Raw genomic sequence first — 20024 nt, forward strand, 5'->3', positions numbered from 1 at the left:
CGCTACGACCGGTTGCGGCCGGATCCTGACCGCAACCGGTGGGAGGATGACGGCATGGCGGACGTCACCGAGCGGATGCTCGCGTTGTTGTCGATCCTGCAGACCGGACGCGCGATCGGCGGGGACGAGCTGGCCCGGCGGCTGCAGGTGAGCCGCCGGACGCTCCGCCGCGACGTCGACCGGCTGCGCGGCTACGGATATCCCGTCGAAACCCGCTCCGGGCCCGGCGGTTTCTACCGTCTCGCGTCGGGACGTTCGATGCCGCCGCTGGTGCTCGACGACGACGAGGCCGTCGCGGTGCTGCTGGGGCTCGGCGCTCTCGCCGCGACCGGGCCGGCCGAAGGCGGACTGGACGACGCTGCCACCCGCGCCTACGGCAAGCTCGACCAGTTCCTGCCCGCGCGGCTGCGCCCGCGGGTCGCGGCCGTCCGCAGCGCGGTGGAGACGAGTGCGCTGCAGGCGCCCAGCGTGTCGGCGGAGCTGCTCGGCTCCGTGGCGGAGGCGATCGCGCGGTGCGACACGTTCACCTTCGACTACGTCGACGCGCAGGGCTCGCCGACCTCGCGCAGGGTCGAGCCGTACCGGCAGGTCCACCACCTGCTGCGGTGGTACCTCCTCGGATGGGACGTCGATCGCGAGGACTGGCGGGTCTTCCGCCTCGATCGTGTGCGCGACCTGCTCCGCACCGGCCGACGGTTCGCACCCCGCCGACTTCCCGCCGGGTCCGCCACGGAATACCTGCGGCAAGGACTCCGGCAGGGGCGGACACCGGTGCACCTGGACGTGGCGGCCTCGGCCACGCACGTCGCCGACGCGCTGAAGTACCAGGACGCCGAGATCCGGCCGACGGGTGACGGCCGGACCGAGGTGCACCTCGCGGTCGAGTCGTGGCAGTGGCTCGTCCTCACGCTCGCCACCCTCGACGCCGACGTCCGGATGCGCGCGGACCCGGAGATCGTCCGGGCCTGCGCGGTGTTCGCCGATCGTCTGCGCGCGGCGGCGCAGGACGTCGTCGTCCCCTCCGAGGAGCGCGCGAGGTGAATCAGGGCGCGGCAGATCGATTTCGAGTCCGCACAGCTGCGTTACGAAGCTCCTCGCGCGCCCGACTGGGGTTCGCTACCGCAACACGCCGGGCGAAGCCCGGTTCGGCGCGTCAGCTTTCGGGACGGTCGTCCTCGGCGGGACCGAAGGCGCGGCGGGCCGACCGCGTCGACACGACACCCATCGCCACGACGGCCGCCACGATGCCGACCAACGCGATGACGAGCCCGACGACGGGCGTGGGCCGGACCGCCACCACGATGATGGCGGTGACGAGCAGGACGACGGTCGCCGTACCGACGGACAGCAGCGCGTGACGGCCGAAGGAGAACTCTCCGCTCGGCCGTCCGCGCCGCGGCCCGGTCACAACGAGTTGACCCAGTTCTGCAGCAACTGTGCGCCGGCGTCGCCGGACTTCTCCGGGTGGAACTGGGTGGCCGAGAGCGGACCGTTCTCGACGGCAGCGACGAATCGGCTGCCGTGCTCGGCCCAGGTCACCTTCGGCGGCGCGAGACGCTCGGGAGCGTCGAGTTCCCACTTGCGGGCGGCGTAGGTGTGGACGAAGTAGAAGCGGGTGTCGGCGTCCATGCCGGCGAAGAGCACCGAATCGGCGGGGGCCTCGACGGTGTTCCAGCCCATGTGCGGCAGCACCGGCGCGTCCAGACGCTCGACCGTGCCCGGCCACTCGCCGCAGCCCTCGGTCTCGATGCCGTGTTCGACGCCGCGTTCGAACAGGATCTGCATGCCGACGCAGATGCCGAGCACCGGACGACCGCCTGCGAGGCGGGTGCCGATGATCTTGTCTCCGCCGACGCTGCGCAGGCCCTTCATGCACGCATCGAAGGCACCGACGCCGGGGACGACGAGTCCGTCGGCGGCGAGCGCGATCTTCGGGTCGGCAGTGACCTCCACATGCACGCCGGTACGGGCGACTGCCCGCGTGGCGGAGTGGAGATTGCCCGAGCCGTAGTCGAGGACGGCGACCGTGGTTGCGCTCATGATGTCGATTCTATGTGGTGGGACGGGGACGTTCCGACGGCCCGGCCAGTCGAGCCAGCAACGGCAGCGCCGGGACCAGGACCGCGGCGGCGGCGAAGGCCGCCGGGTATCCGGCCGCGGCGGCCACCGCGCCGAGGGCGAACGAACCGGCGCCGGTGCCGGCGTCGAAGCCGATGTTCCAGGCGGCGCTCGCCGACCCGGTGTTGCCCGCGCCGGCGCGACGGAACGCGACGAGCAGCGCCTCGTTCTGCACGACACCGAAGCCGAAGCCGAAGGCGATCGCGGCGACGATCAGCAGCACCGCTCCCCCTCGGTCGTCGGCGACGAGCGCGAAGGGAATCATCGCCAGGCCCGCGAGCCCGAGACCGACCGGCAGCAATTTGCCGGCGCCGATCCGGTCCGCGACGGAACCGGCCGCGTACCGCCCGATCAGCGAGGACGCGCTGAGCACGGCCAATGCCGCCGCGACGGGCAGGCCGGCGACCGCGATGCGCAACAGCGAGGTGAGACCGCCGTAGGCGATCGCACCCGCGCCCACCGCGACCAGCGGGAACAACAGCACGACCGGAGGCACCCGTCGCGCCGTCCGGGATTGTTTCGCGGTCAGCCGCGGCAGACGGATCGCGGCGAGCAGACCGGCGGACGAGATGATCGCGCCGAGCACGAACACCGGCGTGGTGGAGAACCGCTCGGCGATCGCCAGGCCGGCGGGCAGGCCGATCGTCTGGGACGCGGCGATGGCGATGCCGAGCATGCCGGTGGCCCGGCCGAGCAATCGCGGCGGCGCGAGTTCGCCGACGAGGGCGGCCGCCGCCACGGTGATCATGCCGAAACCGATACCGCGCAGCGCGGAGATGCCGAGCACCGGCGCCGGAGCCATCGATACGAGGAACAACAGCGACGGCGGCCCGAGGAACAGGCAGCCGGCCGCGAGCGTCGCGCGGTGACCGAACGCGCGCAGCAGTCGCGGCATCGCGAGCTGGGTGAGGACGGTGGTGAACATGAACACCGCCGTCACCGACCCGGCGAGCGTGTCGCTGCCGCCGGCCTCGGCGATCGCCCAGGGCACGACCGGCAGCAGCAACGAGAAGCCGCCGAAGGCCGCCGCGGACGTCGACCACGCCGGGATCAGACCACGAACGGTGAACAGTCCTTGTTGTTCCGCCACGTCAGAGCAGCCGGAAGACGCCCGCGGCGACGGCCAGCACGGTCAGAGCCAGCAGCACACCCGCGAACAACGTGTTGCGCGCCTTCCACATCGACCACGTTCCGCCCGCGGCGAATCCGGCCACGATGAAGCACAGGTAGGTGAGGACGACATCCATATGTCAGAGACTGCCCTTCGTCGACGGGATGCCGGTCACACGCGGGTCGGGTTCGACGGCCTCACGCAGCGCGCGGGCGACCGCTTTGAACTCGGCCTCGGTGATGTGATGCGGGTCGCGGCCGTAGAGCACCCGCACGTGCAGTGCGATGCGGGCGTGGAAGGCGAACGACTCGAACACGTGCCGGTTGATCACCGTCGAGTAGGGCACGCCCGGATATCCCCCGATCACCGAGTGCACCATGTAGTCGGGCTCACCGGTGAACACGCAGTAGGGACGGCCGGAGACGTCGACCGAGGCGTGCGCGAGGGTCTCGTCCATCGGGATGAAGCAGTCGCCGAAGCGCCGGATGCCACGCTTGTCGCCGAGGGCCTGACCGAAGGCCTGGCCGAGGACGATGGCGGTGTCCTCGACGGTGTGGTGGGCCTCGATCTCGATGTCGCCCTGCGCCTGCACGGTGAGGTCGAACGAACCGTGCTGGCCGAGCGCGGTGAGCATGTGGTCGTAGAACGGGATCCCCGTGGAGATCTCGGTGCGACCGGTGCCGTCGAGGTCGATCTCGACGGTGATGCTCGATTCCTTGGTGGTGCGTTCGACGCGCGCGATGCGGTCGCTCATCGGGTTTCCTCGATTTCCGTGGCCGCGAGCTTCTCGCTCACTCGCAGCAACTCGTCGTTCTCGTGGGTCAGGCCGATCGTGGTGCGCAGGTAGCCGGGGATCCCGACGTCGCGGATGAGCACACCCTCGTCGAGATACCGCTGCCAGGTGGCAGGGGCGTCCGCGAAGCGGCCGAAGAGGATGAAGTTGGCGTCGGAGGGAATCACGTCGTAGCCGAACCGGGCGAGTTCGGCGGCGACGCGGTCGCGCTGGGCGGCCAGTTCCGCAACCGACGCGAGAGTTTCGTCGGCGTGCCGCAGGGCCGCACGCGCGGCGGCCTGGGTGACGACCGACAGGTGGTAGGGCAGGCGCACGAGCAGCAGCGCCTCGATCACCGCGGGGGCGGCGGCGAGATAACCGAGCCGTCCGCCGGCGAAGGCGAACGCCTTGCTCATCGTCCGCGAGACGACGATCTTCGTCGGGTACTCGTCGATCAGCGACAGAGCGCTCGGCTGCGAGGAGAACTCGACGTACGCCTCGTCGACGATCACGATGCCGGGGGCGGCGTCGAGGATCACCCGCAACTGGTCGAGCGGGATGCTGTGTCCCGTCGGGTTGTTGGGGCTGGTGACGAAGACGACGTCGGGCCGCCGCTCCCGCACGGCCGCGGCGGACGCCTCGACGTCGAGGGTGAAGTCGTCGCGCCGGTAGGTGGACAGCCACTCGGTCTGGGTGCCGTCGGCGATGATCGGGTGCATCGAGTACGACGGTACGAAGCCCATCGACGTGCGCCCGGGACCACCGAAGGCCTGCAGGAGCTGCTGCAGGATCTCGTTGGAACCGTTTGCGGCCCAGACGTTCTCGACACCCAGAGGAACGCCTGACGCGTTCGTGAGATAGGTGGCGAGGTCGGTGCGCAGCGCCACCGCGTCGCGGTCGGGATAGCGGTGCAGCTGCGTCGCCGCCTCACGCACGGCCTCGGCGACGTCGTCGACGAGCGCCTGCGTGGGGGGGTGGGGGTTCTCGTTGGTGTTGAGCTGGACGGGCACCGTCAGCTGCGGCGCACCGTAGGGCGACTTGCCCCGCAGGTTCTCGCGCAGCGGCAGATCGGCGAGGGTGATGCGGGAGCCGGGGATCTGGGTCACTTCAGCGCCTCGAATCGCAGACGGACGGCTTCGCCGTGGGCGGGCAGGTCCTCGGCGTTCGCGAGGGTGATGACGTGACCGGAGACGTCCTTCAGGGCCGCCTCGGTGTACTCGACGACGTGGATGCCACGCAGGAAGGTCTGCACGCTCAGGCCCGACGAGTGCCGGGCGCAGCCGGCGGTGGGCAGCACGTGGTTCGACCCGGCGCAGTAGTCGCCGAGGGAGACCGGTGCCCACGGCCCGACGAAGATCGCGCCGGCCGAGCGGACGCGCGCGGCGACCTCGGAGGCGTTCTCGGTCTGGATCTCCAGGTGCTCGGCGGCGTAGGCGTTGACGACCTTCAGGCCCTGGTCGATGTCGTCGACGAGGACGATGCCGGACTGGCTACCGGACAGCGCGGTGGTGACGCGCTCGCGGTGCTTGGTGAGCTCGAGCTGCGCGGCGAGGGCGGTGTCGACGGCGTCGGCGAGGTCGGTGCTGGTGGTGACGAGCACCGAGGCGGCCATGACGTCGTGCTCGGCCTGGCTGATCAGGTCGGCGGCGACGTGCATCGCGTCGGCGGTGTGATCGGCGAGGATCGCGATCTCGGTGGGGCCGGCCTCGGCGTCGATGCCGACGACCGCGCGGCACAACCGCTTGGCGGCGGTGACGTAGATGTTGCCGGGGCCGGTGATCATGTCGACCGGGGCGAGTTCGGCGCCGTCGGTGTCGGTGCCGCCGTAGGACAACAGTGCGACACCCTGCGCGCCGCCGACGGCCCACACCTCCTCGACGCCGAGCAGCGCCGCGGCGGCGAGGATCGTCGGGTGCGGCAGTCCGCCGAAGTTCTTCTGCGGCGGCGAGGCGATGACGAGCGATTCGACACCGGCGGCCTGCGCCGGGACGACGTTCATCACGACCGACGACGGGTAGACCGCGTTGCCGCCGGGCACATAGAGGCCGACGCGCTCGACCGGCACCCAGCGTTCGGTGACGGTGCCGCCGGGGACGACCTCGGTGGTGACGTCGGTGCGCCGCTGGGCCGCGTGCACGACGCGCGTGCGCTCGATGGCCTCCTCGAGGGCGGCACGGACGGCCGGTTCGAGTTCGGCGAGCGCACGGTCGAGCTCCGCGGCGGGAACACGCACGGAGGCGGGGCGGACGCCGTCGAACTTCTCGCAGTAGTCGAGTGCGGCCTCGGCGCCGCGGTCGCGGATGTCGTCGACAACGGGACGGACCTGATGGAGCACCGCATCCACGTCCACTCCGCCGCGGGGCAGTGCGCCCCTGAGCTCCGCAGTGGTGGGAGTACGACCGCGCAGGTCGGTGCGGGCAAGCATGAGGTGTCCTCTCTCGTCGAACAGGGATCACCCTCTACTATCCCGCATCCCCCGACGACGATCGAAGTCGCGCCCGCGTGAGGATGCTCTCGGCACGGATCACCGTGCTTATGCTGTCGGCATGGACGAGGACGAGTCGCGCCCGAGCACATTGGGCGAGTTGATCCGCCGCCAGCGTGAGCTCGCAGAACTGCCCATGCGTCAACTCGCGGCGATGGTGGGCATCTCGAATCCGTACCTGTCGCAGATCGAACGGAACCTGCGGGCGCCGAGCGAGCGTGTGCTGCAAGCGATCGCCGAGCAGTTGCATCTGTCCGCGGACACCCTCGCGGCCCACGCGCAGGCCGACGACGGAGCGGAGTCCGCCGTCCTGCGGGCGATTCGCGAGGATCCCGACCTGACCAATCCCCAGCGGCGTTCGCTCGAGGAGATGTACGAGGCGTTCCGGGAGGTCACTGTGGCGCGTCGTCGGCGTGGTGGAGGACGCGAACCCGACGAGGAGTGAGCATTCTCACAATCGTCACCGGACGGGTTCGTGCGTCACGCAGCATTCGAGGTCAACCCGGTTTCGTCGCCCCGTCGACGAACATGCAGGTAGCACGTACCTGGGGGTAAGGTGCGCGCCTCCGTCGACGACGTCACCATCGGCTCCGGACCATTCACCCAGTTCTGGAGTTGCTCGGTGCTCAACCATCTGCAGAAGAAGCTCACCTCCTCCCTCGACCCGATCGGGTGGGGACCGGCCGTCGCATCCGTCGCCGGCCGTGCAGTGAAGAATCCGCGGGCCGTGGCCGGCGCGACCACGGAGTACGCCGGTCGTCTGGCGAACATCCCGGCGGCGGCGACACGCGTGTGGAACGCCGCCGATCCGCAGCCCCCGGTGCCGCTGGATCCGAAGGACCGCCGGTTCTCCGATGCCGCCTGGAAGGAGAATCCGGCCTACTTCTCGCTGCTGCAGAGCTATCTCGCCACCCGCGAGTACGTCGAGGACCTCGCCGACGCCGGCTCGGGCGATCCCGTGCAGGACGGCAAGGCCCGTCAGTTCGCGAACCTGATGTTCGACGCGCTCGCCCCGTCGAACTTCCTCATCAACCCGGGTGTGCTCGTGCGCGCACTCGACACCGGTGGCGCTAGCCTGTTCCGCGGCGCGAAGTACGCCATCGAGGACGTCGTGCACCGGAAGGGCCTGCCGCTCAAGGTCGATCGCGAGGCGTTCACCCTCGGCGAGAACATGGCCGCGACCCCCGGCAAGGTCGTCTTCCGCAACGACCTCATCGAGGTCATCCAGTACGCCCCGCAGACCGGTGAGGTGCACGAGATCCCGATCCTGGCGGCGCCGCCGTGGATCAACAAGTACTACATCCTCGATCTCGCGCCGCAGCGCAGCCTCATCGAGTGGGCCGTGCAGCACAACCGCACCGTGTTCGCGATCTCGTACCGCAACCCGGACGAGTCGATGCACGAGATCACGATGGACGACTACTACCGCCAGGGAGTCTCCGCGGCGCTCGACGTCGTCGAGGAGGTCACCGGCTCGTCGCGCATCGAGGTGCTGTCGATCTGCCTGGGCGGCGCGATGGCAGCCATGGCCGCGGCGCGCATGGGCAAGCTGGGCGACAAGCGCATCAGCGCGTTCACGATGCTCAACACGCTCCTGGACTACAGCGAGGTCGGCGAGCTCGCGCTGCTGACCGACCCGGCGACGCTCGACCGTGTCGAGTTCCGGATGAGCAAGCAGGGCTTCCTCTCGGGCAACGAGATGGCCGGCAGCTTCGACATGATCCGTGCACGCGATCTGATCTTCAACTACTGGGTGTCGCGGTGGATGAAGGGCGAGAAGCCCGCCGCCTTCGACATCCTGGCGTGGAACGAGGACAGCACCCGCATGCCGGCGAAGATGCACTCGCACTACCTGCGGTCGCTGTACGGCCGCAACGAGCTCGCGCGCGGCGTGTACGAACTCGACGGCGAGGTCCTCGACCTGTCGGACATCACGTGCGACACCTACGTGGTGGGCGCCATCAACGACCACATCGTGCCGTGGACCTCGTCGTACAAGGCGACGGGCCTGCTCGGCGGGTCGGTCCGGTACGTCCTGACCAGCGGTGGCCACGTGGCCGGCGCGGTCAATCCCCCCAACCCGAAGGCCTGGTTCGAGGCCGTCGGTGCGCCCGACTCCGAGAAGCTCCCGAAGCTGCCCGAGGACCCGAAGGCGTGGTCGGAGAAGGCCACTCGCACCGCAGGGTCGTGGTGGGAGGACTGGACCGCATGGTCGACGAAGCGGGCCGGTGAGCTCGTCGCTCCCCCGGCGATGGGCAGCGCGCAGCATCCGCCGCTGTGCGATGCCCCGGGAACGTATGTCTTCGGGTGACATTGCGTGTTAGCTATCATTTTGCTAACCTGCTAACAGCGCTGATCCGAGCGCACCCCCACAGGGGAAGCCCCACTCCTGTCACGAGCGCCCACGGAAGGTACACACCATGACCGCACCGACCAAGACCACCGCCGCCAACGCCAAGGCCACCGATGCCGCGGCCAAGGCGACCGAAGCCGCCACGAAGGCCGCCGCCGAGGCCACCGCAACGGCCCAGCAGTCGGCCGAGAAGCTGACCTCGACGGCCGCTGCGGTTGCCGACAAGGCCGCGACCGAGTTCACCAAGACCGTCGACGAGGCCACCGAGCGCTTCCAGGAGTTCAACGCGAAGTTCGTCGACGCCGCGAAGCAGAGCGGAAACCTCGGTGTCGACACCTACGAGAAGGCCGTCTCGAGCCTCCTGGATCTGCAGGAGAAGGTCGCCGACGCCACCCCCGTCGAGTGGGTCGCCGATCTCGCCAAGGCGCAGGTCTCCTTCGCTCGCGAGCTCACCACCACCGTCACGAGCACCGCTCGCGACCTGCTGAAGTAATCGTCGACTCACTCGATGCAGTCGATACCGAACACCGCATCAGCGGACGTTCTCCGGTGCAGTGCATGCTGACACCGACACCAGCCCGGATCGCCGCGGCCCCGTTTCGTCTCGGGACCGCGGCGATCGCGGGCTGGAGCGGCTATCTTGCCGGCCTCGTACGACGCGGCGCCACGCCGTGCACGCTGGTCTCCGACGCGAACCGGTACAGCCGCGCCCTGACCTCGGCCACGCCGCCGCGCTGGACCACGGACTGGCCGGTGGAGTGCCGGTGGTCCCTCGGAGCTCTGCGTGATTGCAGCACCCCCGATCCCGCACGCGACGAGATCCCCACGCTGTTGCTGCCGCCGCAGGCCGGCACCCACTCGTGCATCGTCGACCATTCCGCCGACCGCAGCCAGGTCGAAGCCCTCAGGGCCGGTGGTCTTACCCGCCTGCACTGCCTCGACTGGGCACCCGCGACTCCCGCGACGGACGACTGCTCGATCGATGAGCACCTGGCGGTCGTCACCGAGGCCGTCGACCATCTCGGTGGCCGGGTGAACCTGATCGGCGACAGCCAGGGCGGGTGGCTCGGCACGATCTACACGGCACTGCATCCCGAGCGCGTGCACTCGCTGACCGTGGCGGGAGCACCCATCGACTTCCACGTCGACCAGCCGGCGCTGTCGGTGCTCGCCCACGCGCCCCGCGGGGCCGCGGCCACGACGATCGACTTCTGGTACGGGGCGGCGCGGGCCGTCGGAGTGCCGACCACCGATCCGATCGGTGAGATCGAACGAGCGATGACACTGCTCGGCCTGCTCCACGATCCCGACGAAGTGGCGCGCTGGGAGGCCGAACGGCACTGGTTCACCTGGAAGCAGGAGATCCCTTCGGCCTTCCGCGAATGGATCATGCGGCACCTGTTCGTGGGCAACGAACTCGTCGCCGGCACACTGAAGGCCGAAGGACGCGTCGTCGACCTCTCGGCCGTCGAGTGCCCGGTCCACCTCATCGCCGGGTCCGCCGATCCGATCGCAACTCCCCGGCAGGTCACCGCGCTGGCCGAGCACGTGTCGACCCCGCCGGAGAGGATCACCACCACGATCGCCGATGCCGGCCACATCGGGCTGTTCATCGGCCGCCGTGCGCTCACGGAGGTGTGGACGCCGCACGCCCGTCGCGTCGCGGCGTCGGCGTGATCGTGCTGTCCCGGCCGCAGCGCGGTCGGGACAGCGATCAGGACGGGGTGTCGACCCCGAGGCGCGTACACGCCGCCTTGTAGAGGTCGACGACGGCCGTGCGGAGTCCCGCCCGGTCGGTCACCGGCTCGAGCCACGGGATACGCACGGTGTGATCGCGACCGTCGATGACGACGACCCACTCCCCCGCCTCGCGGTCGACGCCGGTCATCCGAGCCTCGACGGCACCGGGCTCGGCGAAGGCACGCACGATGAGCAGGCTGTCGGCCGCGTGGTCGTCGTTCATGTGGGCAGTCACAGCCGCCACCACCTGGCTGTCGAAGTCGGTCACGGGCGCTCAGCGTAGCCAATCGGGGCGGGCGACGGGCGTGTCGGTCCCGGTCGCGACCCCGCCCTGTCCGTTCGGTGATGCGGCGCAACGATTCTCGAAACGACGCGGTCAGCCGTGTTCGGCGTCGCTCTCGCCGCTCACCTCGTCGTCGATCTCCACCCGGACGCCGAGGGCGGATTCCAGCGCCTCGAGTTCCTCGTCGAAGTGATCGAGCAGCCGGACGAGATCCGGGACCGTGCGACCGCAGGCCGTGAGACCGAAGGCGATCTCGTCGTCGGTGCTCGTGCACGTGATGTTCAGCGCCTGCCCGTCGACGGGCACCGACAGCGGATACAACGCGTCGACGCGCGCACCGTTCCAGTACAACGGCGCATCAGGGCCCGGCACGTTCGAGACGATCACGTTGAACGGCGGCCGCGGCAGCGCCCGGTTGCCGGTGAGTACTCCCACCGCCAGGGGCGCCACACCCACCGCGCTCGTCGCGAGACGACCGAGCTTCGACATCGAGTTCATCGCGTGCTTGCCCTCGATCATCGAACCGCGCACGCGCGCAAGACGTTCCACCGGGTCGGCGCACTGCGTCCCGAGTGTGCACATGAGGATGCCGATCTCGTTGCCCGACGAGCTCCCGCTCCGACGCAACGAGACCGGGACCATCGCCACCAGCGAATCCTCCGGCAGCGCATCGTGTTCGGAGAGATACGTCCGCAGCGCCCCACCGGACAGTTCGAGGACGACGTCGTTGAGCGTCGCGTCGGCCGCCTTGGCCACCATCCGCAGTCGCTCGATCGGCCAGGACCGGGCCGCGAATCTGCGCGATCCGGAGATCTGCCGGTTGAGGATCGTGTTCGGAGCGCCCAGCGACAACGAACCACCGCGATTGTGCAAAGCACGGTCGACGGTGCCGACGAGCGCCGGAACCAGAGCGACCGCCTCGGACACGACGTTCACTGCATCGTTCACCGCACCGGTCGCCGCGCGGACGACGGCGCCGGGGAACCCGATCGCGGTACCCATCGCCGAGCGGCTCGACGACTGCGCGTCGGCGACCGCCCACGGGGCCGGCATGTCGGTGCGGTCCGGGTCGGTGCTGAGCGCACGGCGCAGCAGGCGCATCGCCCCCACCCCGTCGGCGACCGCGTGGTGGATCTTCACGTAGAGGGCGTAGCGACCGTCGGACAGCCCTTCGATCAGGTGCATCTCCCACAACGGGCGGGTGCGGTCGAGCAGCGACGCGTGCAGGCGGGAGACGAGTTCCCACAGATCGTCCATCGTGCCCGGGGACGGCAGCGCGTTGAACCGGACGTGGTAGTCGATCGAGAAGCGCGGATCGTCCTCCCATGCCCACTGCCCGAGGGTGAACAGCGAGCGGGTGGGCCGCTTGCGCCACAGCGGCCCGGCGGGTTCCTCCCGGGCGAGCGCCTCGGCGAACATCGACTTCAGGTCGCTCGCGTCCTTGCCCTCCGGCGGCTGGAACAGCAGGAGACCGCCGACATGCATCGGGTGGTCGCGCGACTCGCCGAGCAGGAACATCGAGTCGGTCGGTGACATCGGTAACCGCATCGTGTTCTGTCTTCCTCCCCCACCCGGCACCGGCGACAACCGGAGCACCGCCCCTACGTGACCGGTACCGGCACGTCGATGTGCTGTCAGTTCTACCCCAGAAAGCGCACGTGCGGGATCGTCTCACCGACGGATGTTCCGGTGGCGCGTCCGATTCGTCCCTGCCGTGACCTGCGACCTACACGCTCACATGTCGAGGCCGAAGTCCAGGACGGTCACAGAGTGGGTGAGCGCACCCACCGCGAGGAAGTCGACGCCCGTGCGCGCGTAGTCGGCGGCGACGTCGAGGGACAGGCCGCCGGAGGATTCGAGTCGTGTCTGCGGCGCATGGGTGTTGCGCCGCTGCACCGCGATCTGAGTCTGCCACAGCGGGAAGTTGTCGAGCAGGATCAATTCCACGTTCTCGGCGAGCACCTCGTCGAACTGCTCGAGGGTGTCGACCTCCACCTCGCACGCGATATCGGGAGCGTGTTCCCGGACGGCGCGCAGCGCCGCGACCACCGAACCGGCCGCGGCGACGTGATTGTCCTTGATCAGCGCCTCGTCGCCGAGTCCCATGCGGTGGTTGACGCCGCCGCCCATCCGCACCGCGTACTTCTGCAGTGCGCGCATCCCCGGCAGGGTCTTGCGGCTGTCGCGGATCTTCGCCTCGGTGCCGGTCACGGCGTCGACCCAGTGCGAGGTCGCCGTGGCGATGCCCGACAGATGGCACAGCAGGTTGAGCATCGTGCGCTCGGCGGTGAGCAGGCCGCGGGTCGGCGCCTCGACGGTCAGGACCGAATCCCCGGGCAGCACGCGCGTGCCGTCGGACCTGCGATCGAGCACGCGGTAGTGATCAGCACCGATGACCTCGTCGAGGACGAGCAGACCGACATCGAGACCGGCGAGGGTGCCGGCCTGCCGCGCGACCACCGAGGCAGTGGCGACGGCGTCGGCGGGCACGGTGGCGTCGGTGGTGACGTCCGGTCCGTAGCGCAGGTCCTCGTCGAGCGCCTTCCGGACCAGCTCGCGGGTCTCGGCGAGGTCGAGTCCGTCGGGCAGCGCGGTGGTCATCTCAGTTGACTCCTGTCAGTTCCGGGGTGGTGAAGGACAACTCGCCGTCGTCGTCGATGCGCAGTTCGAGGCTGCGTGCCTGCGTCGGGTCGGTGTCCGGACGGTCGCTGCGGGTGTGGCATCCCCGCGATTCGGTGCGGCGCTGCGCCGCGAGCAGCAGGGCCCGCGCGGTGACGGTGAGGGCCGAGTCCTCGAGCCGATCGGCGTCGGTACAGGTTGCGACGACGCTCATCCTGCCGAGTTCGACTGCGGCAGCGGCCAGTCCGTCCGCGTCGCGCACGACCAGCGCGTGCCGGGTCATGAGCTGCTGCAGCACCGTCCGATCACAGACGGTCGAGGCGACGGCGGGAATGCCGTCCGTCCCGACACGCGTTCCGGCCCGTTCGATCGCCGCGGCCGTCCCCGCGCGCTCGCCGAGGACGAGCCCTTCGAGAAGACTGTTGGAGGCGAGCCGGTTCGCGCCGTGCAGGCCGGTACGTGCCACCTCACCTGCCGCGTACAGACCGGGGATGCGGGTGCGGCCGTGCACATCGGTGACGACACCGCCGCACGAATAGTGCGCGGCGGGAGCAACCGGCAGCAGATCACGGGCCGGATCGAGACCGGCGTCGGCACACATCGCCGTGATGGTCGGAAAACGCGTGGCGAAGCCGTCGAGGTGGCGGGCGTCGAGGTACACGTGATCCTCACCGAGTGCAGTGAGTCGCTCGGCGATGGCCCGCGAGACGACGTCGCGGGGTGCGAGGTCGCCGAGCGGATGCACACCCTCGGTGATCGATCGGCCGCGGGAGTCGACCAGTCGTGCTCCCTCCCCGCGCACCGCTTCGCTGATGAGCGGCCGACGTCCGGTGCCGCCTTCCGCGAACAGCACGGTCGGGTGGAACTGGACGAATTCGAGGTCGGCGACACCGGCGCCGGCGGCCAGGGCCAGCGCGATGCCGTCGGCCGTGGCGCCGGGCGGATTCGTGCTGCACGCGTACAGCTGCCCGAGGCCACCGGTCGCGAGCAACACGGCCGGGGTGTGGACGACGCCGAACCCGCGCTCGTCGAGGACGAGCAGTCCGGTGACGCCCCGCGCATCGGTGAGGATCCGGGCGGCAGCGGCGCCGAACAGGACGGGCAGACCCGCCGCGCCGAGGACTCGCTGAACCTCGGCGCCGGTCGCGTCGCCACCGGCGTGGATGATGCGGCGGGTACTGTGCCCACCCTCGCGGGTGCGGGCGATGTCGCCGTCTCCGGCGGTGTCGAACACCGCTCCGAGGTCACGCAGGGCGGTGACGGCGTCGGGGCCGGCGGTGACGATCGAGCGCACCGCGTCCTCGTCGCACAGTCCTCCGCCCGCGGCGAGGGTGTCGGCGACGTGGGCGTCGACGCTGTCGCCCACCGGCGCCACCACGGCGATGCCGCCCTGGGCGTACTGGGTGGCCGTGTCGGTGGGCCCCCCCTTGCTCACCGTGAGCACCCGTGCGCCGCGCCGGGAGGCCGCGCGCGCGGCCGTGAGACCGGCGACGCCACCTCCGACGACCACCAGGTCGGCGTGGTCCTCCCACGCGACCGTGATGGCGGTGGTCACTCGCCGCTGCCCGGGTTGCCGATGGCGATCATGCGCTGCACCGACAGGCGGGCCCGCTCGGCGACGTCGGCTGCGACGTGGACCTCGTCGCGTCCCTCCTGCAGGCAGCGCAGCAGCGCGGCGGGCGTGATCATCTTCATGTAGGGGCACGACGCCCGGTCGTTGACCGCCTGGAAGTCGATGCCGGGCGCGGCCTTGCGGAGCTGGTGCAGCATGCCGACCTCGGTGGCGACGAGGACCTGCTTCGCGCCGGTCTCCCGGGCCGCGTCGATCATGCCGCCGGTGGACAGGATTCTGACCTTGTCGTCGGGCACGAAGCCCTCCCCGGCGAGGTAGAGCGCCGAGGTGGCGCAGCCGCACTCGGGGTGGACGAACAGGTCGGCGTCGGGGTGCGCCTTGGCCTGCGCGGCGAGCTCGTCGCCGTTGATACCGGCGTGCACGTGGCACTCCCCCGCCCAGATGTGCATGTTCTCGCGGCCGGTCACGCGCTTGACGTGGGCGCCGAGGAACTGGTCGGGCAGGAACAGCACCTCACGGTCGGGGTCGATGGACGCGACGACGTCGACGGCGTTCGACGAGGTGCAGCAGATGTCGGTCAGGCCTTTGACCTCGGCGGTCGTGTTGACGTACGAGACGACCACGGCGTCGGGGTGGTCGGCCTTCCACTCGCGCAGCTGGTCGGCGGTGATCGAATCGGCGAGCGAGCAGCCGGCGCGCTCGTCGGGGATGAGCACCGTCTTGTTCGGGCTGAGGATCTTCGCGGTCTCGGCCATGAAGTGCACGCCGCAGAAGACGATGGTGTCCTCCTCGGCCTCGGCGGCGATACGCGAGAGCGCGAGCGAGTCGCCGACGTGGTCGGCGACGTCCTGGATCGCGGGAAGCTGGTAGTTGTGCGCGAGCAGCGTGGCGTTGCGCTCACGGGCCAGCCGACGGACCTCCTCGGCCCATTCCGGCGTCGCCTCGACGCCCGTGTATCCGCCGGGGCCGTCGACGATGGTGGCGGCTCCCGCCCACTCGGTCGTGGTCATGGCCTAGCTCCTTCGAGGGTGTCATCCCGGCGGGTTGTACCGGAATTGCCGTGTTCGAGGTTTTCGACTTAGGATCGAAAACATGCCACATGGTAACACCCGTCACGAAGTGCTCATCGCCGTGTTCCAGGTTCGCCGCTTTCCGGACACCTCGGGAACCCTCCGCGAAGAACCCGAACTCGGGGTGCTGCTGTGGCAACGGGCCCTCGATCCGCAGGTCGGCACGTGGTCGCTCCCCGGCGGGCAGCTACGCAACGACGAGGACCTCACGACGTCGGCGAGGCGGCAACTCGCGGAGAAGGTCGACGTCCGCAAGGTCGCGCATCTCGAACAGCTGTCGGTCTTCTCCGACCCGGATCGGGTGCCGGGTCCACGCACGATCGCGGCGACCTATCTCGGCCTGATCCCCCTGACCTCGGATCCCCAGCTGCCGGCCGATACGGCCTGGCATCCGGTCTCGGACCTTCCCGAGATGTCCTTCGACCACGGGGTCATGGTGGCGAACGCCCATGCACGCCTGGCCGCGAAGCTGTCGTACACGAACATCGCGTTCGGCCTCGCGCCGGCGGAGTTCTCCATGTCGACTCTGCGCGACATCTATTGCGCTGCACTGGGATACGAGGTGGACGCTACCAATCTTCAAAGAGTGCTGGCGCGCCGGAACGTACTCACCCGCACCGGCAACACCGCACCGTCCGGAAAAGCGGGAGGCCGCCCCCCGGCGCTCTACCGCTTCACCGATTCCCGGCTGCGCGTGACGGACGAATTCGCCGCCCTGCGACCGCCGGTGTGAACGTCCCCGAGGAGGTCAGAAGGGTCGACCCATGATGACCTCGAGCAACTGCAGCGGCATCGTCAGGAAGGCCGACCCGACGAACAGCGCCGAGCGCAGCGGATCGCCTGCCAGATAGCCCTCGCTGATCCATTCCAGAATGTCGACCGAACCCATGCCGCCCCTCCCCGTTCGTCGTGCACAGATCGTCATGCGATTCCGATGTGTGTGTCGGACACGAGGAGTCGCGCGTTACATGCTCGCGGACCGAACGCCCTCGGCCGAGCGCGTCAGGCCGTCGAGGACAGTCTCGACCAGCGTGCGGACGTAGTCGTCCGACGGGGGTTCGCCCGTGGCCGACCACTTCTGGGCGACCGGTGCGAACAGCAAGTCCACGGCGACATCGAGATCGAGGTCGTCCGGCAGTTGCCCCGCATTCTGCGCGGCCCGGAGTCGGGCCTTCTTCATCTCCCGCATCGGTGTGTCGAGCCGGTGTTCGTATTCCGCTGCGAGTTCGGGGTCTTCGAGTACCGCCACGGTCAACGCGCGCAGCGGGACGGCGAACGTCGGATCACGCAGCTCCGCCACGGTGGCCTGCAGCACCGCGATGAGGTCCGCGCGCAGGTCGCCGCTGTCGGGTAGTGCGGCCTCGTCCCCGGCGTCGCCCTGCGTGCGCGCCAGGTACGCATCGAGGAGCACAGCTCCCTTCGACGGCCACCAGCGATAGATCGTCTGCTTCCCCACGCCGGCCCGGGCGGCGATCGCCTCGATACCGAGTTTCGAGTAGCCGACCTCGGCGACCAGTTCGAAAGCGGCATCGAGGATCGCTTTCCGCGAGGCAGGGTTCCGCCGGGAGTGTCCGGTTTCGGGGCGTGCGGGCATGAGACGACGATACCGCACCGAGACGAGACGTTGCGTCTTGACAGACAGTCCTCCGTGGATCATTCTCGAATGAACGAGACGGACCGTCTCGTCTCATCCAGGAGGTGTCCATTGAAGACCCAACCGACAATCCCATCCTCCGTCACCCCCGGCGTGCGTCCCCGCACCTGGTTGATCACCGGCGCGAGCCGCGGCCTGGGCAGGGAGTTCGTCCGTGCCGCGCTGTCGAGAGGTGACAACGTCGTGGCCGTCTCACGATCGATCGAATCGGCCGATCTCCCCCGGGATCCGGAGCGTCTCCTCCGACTCCCGGCCGACGTCACCGACCGCACGGCGGTGTTCGCCGCTTTCGACAGGGCACGCGAACATTTCGGAGACCTCGACATCGTCGTCGACAACGCGGGCACCATGACCTACGGATTCGTCGAGGAGTTCACCGAGGAGCAGGCGCGTGCACAGTTCGAGACGAACTTCTTCGGAGCGATGTGGGTCAGCCAGGCCGCCATGGCGGCCTTCCGGAGCCGAGGACGCGGGCATCTCGTGCAGCTCTCGAGCATCGGGGGCGTACTGAGCGGGGCCGGCACAGGGCTGTACAGCGCGAGCAAGTTCGCCCTCGAAGGACTCAGTGAAGCACTGGCCGTCGAGGCCGCGCATTTCGGCATCGACGTCACGATCGTCGAGCCGGGCGGCTACTGGACCGATCTCTACACCACCATGACGGTGAGCACTCCGCAATCGGACTACGACTCACTGCGAGCCGAGATCGAGGAGCAGAGCGCGTCCACGAGCATCGACAGCCACCCCACCCTGGCCGCGCGGGCACTCCTCGAGGTCGTCGATGCCGACCGACCGCCGCGACGCATCGTCCTGGGCAACGCCGTGCTGGATGCGGCCGTCGCCGCCACCCGGGAGAAGATCGACATCTGGCTCGAGTGGGAGTCGGTGAGCCGTGCCGCGGAGGATGCCGTACCGGCGCCGGAATCCGTGGGTGGGGAGCGATCCGCGATCTAGAATGAGCGGATCGCGTGTCCGGCGGACCCAGGTCAGGTGATCCCATGAACGTCGACGACATCTGGAACACGATCGACGAGCAGCGCGCACGAACCGCCGACCTGCTGGAACAACTGACCGACGACGAGTGGCGTCGGCCGTCGCTGTGCGAGGGCTGGACCGTGCGCGACGTCGCCGCGCACCTCACGCTGCAGCAGCTCACCGTGGTCGATTTCGTCCGCATGGTCGTGCGTCATCGCGGCGGGGTCAACACGATCATCCGCGAGTCCTCTCGCGACCGTGCCCGGCGACCGACACAGGAGTTGATCGCGGACCTTCGGGGAATGATCGGCTCCCGGCGGCACAACGTGGGCATCACCCCGCTCGAGGCCATGATCGATCTGCTCGTCCACGGCCAGGACATCGCGGTACCGCTGCAGCGCGACCTGCCGATGCCACCGGATGCCGCCGCGGCCGGCGCCACTCGGATGTGGTCCACCCGCGGCACCGGCAAGGCCCGGGTCTTCGCCGACGTCCCGCTCGACGGATTCCGTTTCAGTGCAACCGATACCGAGTGGTCCTCCGGTTCCGGACCCGAGGTGCGGGGACCGATCTCCGCGATCCTGTTGCTGCTCGCCGGCCGTCGTGCGGGGTTGTCCCGGTTGGAGGGCGACGGCGCCGAGGAACTACGCCGACGGGTGGCGCCCGCGTGATGGGACGATGGGTGCCATGAGTGCCGACTCCCGCGTCCTGTGGACCATCGGCCACTGGACGTGTCCGCAGTCCGTCCTGCTCGACACGCTGACCTCGGCCGACATCGAACTCGTCGTCGACGTACGGAAGATGCCCGGTTCGCGCCGCAGCCCGCAGTTCGACGCCGACGAGATGCCGTCCTGGCTCGACAGTGCCGGGATCGGCTATCTGCACCTCACCGAACTCGGTGGCAGGCGGCCGAAACAGAAGGGTATCGATCCGGCCCTCAACGCGGGCTGGAAGAACGCGAGTTTCAAGAACTACGCCGATTACACCCTCACCGACGACTTCGAGGCCGGATTGGAGCGCCTCACCGAACTGGCCGAGCACCGGCACGTCGCGATCATGTGCGGTGAGCCGATGCCGTGGCGCTGTCACCGACTGTTGATCGCGAACATCCTCGCCGCACGGGGATGGACCGTCGTGCATCTCGTCAACAACGCGAAGCCTCGACAGCACGAGCTGGGACAGTGGGGCGCGACGCCGTCGGTGGATTCCGACGGGGTCGTGACCTATCCGGGCGATCCCGACGACGATGGGTAGAACCCGTCGGCCGTCGAATC

The 20024-nt window shown here is 69.4% G+C and carries 23 protein-coding genes; 9 read left to right on the plus strand and 14 right to left on the minus strand.

Going from position 1 to position 20024, the window contains the following annotated elements; all coding sequences use genetic code 11:
- Positions 1–54: 54 nt before the first annotated feature.
- The gene (locus tag B9C99_RS15030; RefSeq protein WP_088898426.1) at positions 55–1041 is read left to right on the plus strand and encodes a YafY family protein; all 987 of its coding nucleotides are present in this window, start codon (positions 55–57) and stop codon (positions 1039–1041) included.
- 112 nt (positions 1042–1153) lie between these two features.
- Here B9C99_RS15030 and B9C99_RS15035 read toward each other — a convergent pair whose 3' ends face one another.
- The 7 genes from B9C99_RS15035 to hisD are packed head-to-tail and all read right to left on the minus strand — an operon-like array spanning position 1154 to position 6426.
- A complete protein-coding gene (locus B9C99_RS15035; protein ID WP_088898427.1) occupies positions 1154–1408 on the minus strand; it encodes a hypothetical protein in 255 nt (84 codons plus the stop codon).
- Positions 1405–2040: an imidazole glycerol phosphate synthase subunit HisH gene (gene hisH / locus B9C99_RS15040; protein WP_088898428.1), complete on the minus strand. Its 636-nt coding sequence runs from the start codon at positions 2038–2040 to the stop codon at positions 1405–1407. The genes B9C99_RS15035 and hisH overlap by 4 nt, the downstream gene beginning before the upstream one ends.
- Positions 2041–2050: 10 nt before the next feature.
- The gene (locus B9C99_RS15045) at positions 2051–3208 is read right to left on the minus strand and encodes an MFS transporter (protein ID WP_088898429.1); all 1158 of its coding nucleotides are present in this window, start codon (positions 3206–3208) and stop codon (positions 2051–2053) included.
- Position 3209: 1 nt separating this feature from the next.
- A complete protein-coding gene (locus tag B9C99_RS25890) occupies positions 3210–3365 on the minus strand; it encodes a hypothetical protein (protein WP_169823833.1) in 156 nt (51 codons plus the stop codon).
- Positions 3366–3368: 3 nt separating this feature from the next.
- Positions 3369–3983 (minus strand): imidazoleglycerol-phosphate dehydratase HisB, encoded by a 615-nt coding sequence (hisB, locus tag B9C99_RS15050; protein ID WP_006554074.1) that lies wholly within the window; start codon positions 3981–3983, stop codon positions 3369–3371.
- The gene (locus B9C99_RS15055) at positions 3980–5107 is read right to left on the minus strand and encodes a histidinol-phosphate transaminase (RefSeq protein WP_088898430.1); all 1128 of its coding nucleotides are present in this window, start codon (positions 5105–5107) and stop codon (positions 3980–3982) included. The genes hisB and B9C99_RS15055 overlap by 4 nt, the downstream gene beginning before the upstream one ends.
- Positions 5104–6426 (minus strand): histidinol dehydrogenase, encoded by a 1323-nt coding sequence (gene hisD, locus B9C99_RS15060; RefSeq protein WP_088898431.1) that lies wholly within the window; start codon positions 6424–6426, stop codon positions 5104–5106. The genes B9C99_RS15055 and hisD overlap by 4 nt, the downstream gene beginning before the upstream one ends.
- 121 nt (positions 6427–6547) lie before the next feature.
- On the opposite strand from hisD, the gene B9C99_RS15065 reads away from it, so the two are divergent.
- From B9C99_RS15065 to B9C99_RS15080, 4 genes are all read left to right on the plus strand, one after another.
- A complete protein-coding gene (locus B9C99_RS15065) occupies positions 6548–6931 on the plus strand; it encodes a helix-turn-helix domain-containing protein (RefSeq protein WP_088898432.1) in 384 nt (127 codons plus the stop codon).
- Positions 6932–7042: 111 nt separating this feature from the next.
- Positions 7043–8797 (plus strand): alpha/beta hydrolase, encoded by a 1755-nt coding sequence (locus B9C99_RS15070; protein WP_253250088.1) that lies wholly within the window; start codon positions 7043–7045, stop codon positions 8795–8797.
- 109 nt (positions 8798–8906) lie between these two features.
- Positions 8907–9332, plus strand: a complete 426-nt coding sequence (locus B9C99_RS15075; protein ID WP_059380999.1) for a hypothetical protein — start codon at positions 8907–8909, stop codon at positions 9330–9332.
- 65 nt (positions 9333–9397) lie between these two features.
- Positions 9398–10516 carry an alpha/beta fold hydrolase gene (locus B9C99_RS15080; protein WP_088898476.1) on the plus strand — a complete coding sequence of 373 codons (1119 nt, stop codon included), beginning with the start codon at positions 9398–9400 and terminating at the stop codon, positions 10514–10516.
- Positions 10517–10553: 37 nt separating this feature from the next.
- On the opposite strand, the gene B9C99_RS15085 is transcribed toward B9C99_RS15080, so the two are convergent.
- From B9C99_RS15085 to nadA, 5 genes are all read right to left on the minus strand, one after another.
- Positions 10554–10847 carry a DUF2470 domain-containing protein gene (locus B9C99_RS15085; protein WP_016696012.1) on the minus strand — a complete coding sequence of 98 codons (294 nt, stop codon included), beginning with the start codon at positions 10845–10847 and terminating at the stop codon, positions 10554–10556.
- A 108-nt stretch (positions 10848–10955) separates the two neighbouring features.
- A complete protein-coding gene (locus B9C99_RS15090; protein ID WP_088898433.1) occupies positions 10956–12398 on the minus strand; it encodes a wax ester/triacylglycerol synthase family O-acyltransferase in 1443 nt (480 codons plus the stop codon).
- A gap of 198 nt (positions 12399–12596) precedes the next feature.
- Positions 12597–13463: a carboxylating nicotinate-nucleotide diphosphorylase gene (nadC, locus tag B9C99_RS15095; protein ID WP_059380996.1), complete on the minus strand. Its 867-nt coding sequence runs from the start codon at positions 13461–13463 to the stop codon at positions 12597–12599.
- A 1-nt stretch (position 13464) separates the two neighbouring features.
- A complete protein-coding gene (locus B9C99_RS15100) occupies positions 13465–15036 on the minus strand; it encodes an L-aspartate oxidase (RefSeq protein WP_088898434.1) in 1572 nt (523 codons plus the stop codon).
- Entirely contained in the window at positions 15033–16064 is a 1032-nt protein-coding gene (nadA, locus tag B9C99_RS15105) for a quinolinate synthase NadA (protein WP_019289717.1), read from the minus strand. The genes B9C99_RS15100 and nadA overlap by 4 nt, the downstream gene beginning before the upstream one ends.
- Before the next feature lie 82 nt (positions 16065–16146).
- Here nadA and B9C99_RS15110 point away from each other — a divergent pair, with 82 nt between their 5' ends.
- Positions 16147–16857 (plus strand): NUDIX domain-containing protein, encoded by a 711-nt coding sequence (locus B9C99_RS15110; RefSeq protein WP_088898435.1) that lies wholly within the window; start codon positions 16147–16149, stop codon positions 16855–16857.
- Positions 16858–16872: 15 nt separating this feature from the next.
- On the opposite strand, the gene B9C99_RS25895 is transcribed toward B9C99_RS15110, so the two are convergent.
- Complete coding sequence (locus B9C99_RS25895; RefSeq protein WP_016696004.1) at positions 16873–17013, minus strand: hypothetical protein; 141 nt, start codon at positions 17011–17013, stop codon at positions 16873–16875.
- Positions 17014–17088: 75 nt separating this feature from the next.
- Entirely contained in the window at positions 17089–17718 is a 630-nt protein-coding gene (locus B9C99_RS15115) for a TetR/AcrR family transcriptional regulator (protein ID WP_088898477.1), read from the minus strand.
- Between the two features lie 153 nt (positions 17719–17871).
- On the opposite strand from B9C99_RS15115, the gene B9C99_RS15120 reads away from it, so the two are divergent.
- Genes B9C99_RS15120 through B9C99_RS15130 form a run of 3 tightly spaced genes read left to right on the plus strand, consistent with a single transcriptional unit; the run spans position 17872 to position 20004 of the window.
- Positions 17872–18729, plus strand: a complete 858-nt coding sequence (locus B9C99_RS15120; protein ID WP_088898436.1) for an SDR family NAD(P)-dependent oxidoreductase — start codon at positions 17872–17874, stop codon at positions 18727–18729.
- Positions 18730–18773: 44 nt separating this feature from the next.
- Entirely contained in the window at positions 18774–19421 is a 648-nt protein-coding gene (locus B9C99_RS15125) for a maleylpyruvate isomerase family mycothiol-dependent enzyme (RefSeq protein WP_088898437.1), read from the plus strand.
- A 16-nt stretch (positions 19422–19437) separates the two neighbouring features.
- Positions 19438–20004, plus strand: a complete 567-nt coding sequence (locus B9C99_RS15130) for a DUF488 family protein (RefSeq protein ID WP_088898438.1) — start codon at positions 19438–19440, stop codon at positions 20002–20004.
- Positions 20005–20024 lie beyond the last annotated feature (20 nt).

The organism is Rhodococcus sp. BUPNP1 (assembly GCF_002215235.1).
In the GTDB taxonomy this organism is placed as follows: Bacteria; Actinomycetota; Actinomycetes; order Mycobacteriales; family Mycobacteriaceae; genus Rhodococcus.

What these genes read in the sequence shown, in the direction of transcription:
- B9C99_RS15130 (WP_088898438.1), top strand. Translation starts at nt 19,438, where the DNA reads ATGAGTGCCGACTCCCGCGTCCTGTGGACCATCGGCCACTGGACGTGT.
- B9C99_RS15115 (WP_088898477.1), bottom strand. Translation starts at nt 17,718, where the DNA reads ATGCCCGCACGCCCCGAAACCGGACACTCCCGGCGGAACCCTGCCTCG.
- B9C99_RS15090 (WP_088898433.1), bottom strand. Translation starts at nt 12,398, where the DNA reads ATGTCACCGACCGACTCGATGTTCCTGCTCGGCGAGTCGCGCGACCAC.
- nadC (WP_059380996.1), bottom strand. Translation starts at nt 13,463, where the DNA reads ATGACCACCGCGCTGCCCGACGGACTCGACCTCGCCGAGACCCGCGAG.
- hisB (WP_006554074.1), bottom strand. Translation starts at nt 3,983, where the DNA reads ATGAGCGACCGCATCGCGCGCGTCGAACGCACCACCAAGGAATCGAGC.
- B9C99_RS15030 (WP_088898426.1), top strand. Translation starts at nt 55, where the DNA reads ATGGCGGACGTCACCGAGCGGATGCTCGCGTTGTTGTCGATCCTGCAG.
- B9C99_RS15075 (WP_059380999.1), top strand. Translation starts at nt 8,907, where the DNA reads ATGACCGCACCGACCAAGACCACCGCCGCCAACGCCAAGGCCACCGAT.
- B9C99_RS25890 (WP_169823833.1), bottom strand. Translation starts at nt 3,365, where the DNA reads ATGGATGTCGTCCTCACCTACCTGTGCTTCATCGTGGCCGGATTCGCC.
- nadA (WP_019289717.1), bottom strand. Translation starts at nt 16,064, where the DNA reads ATGACCACGACCGAGTGGGCGGGAGCCGCCACCATCGTCGACGGCCCC.
- B9C99_RS15065 (WP_088898432.1), top strand. Translation starts at nt 6,548, where the DNA reads ATGGACGAGGACGAGTCGCGCCCGAGCACATTGGGCGAGTTGATCCGC.
- hisD (WP_088898431.1), bottom strand. Translation starts at nt 6,426, where the DNA reads ATGCTTGCCCGCACCGACCTGCGCGGTCGTACTCCCACCACTGCGGAG.
- B9C99_RS15125 (WP_088898437.1), top strand. Translation starts at nt 18,774, where the DNA reads ATGAACGTCGACGACATCTGGAACACGATCGACGAGCAGCGCGCACGA.
- hisH (WP_088898428.1), bottom strand. Translation starts at nt 2,040, where the DNA reads ATGAGCGCAACCACGGTCGCCGTCCTCGACTACGGCTCGGGCAATCTC.
- B9C99_RS15080 (WP_088898476.1), top strand. Translation starts at nt 9,398, where the DNA reads ATGCTGACACCGACACCAGCCCGGATCGCCGCGGCCCCGTTTCGTCTC.
- B9C99_RS25895 (WP_016696004.1), bottom strand. Translation starts at nt 17,013, where the DNA reads ATGGGTTCGGTCGACATTCTGGAATGGATCAGCGAGGGCTATCTGGCA.
- B9C99_RS15110 (WP_088898435.1), top strand. Translation starts at nt 16,147, where the DNA reads ATGCCACATGGTAACACCCGTCACGAAGTGCTCATCGCCGTGTTCCAG.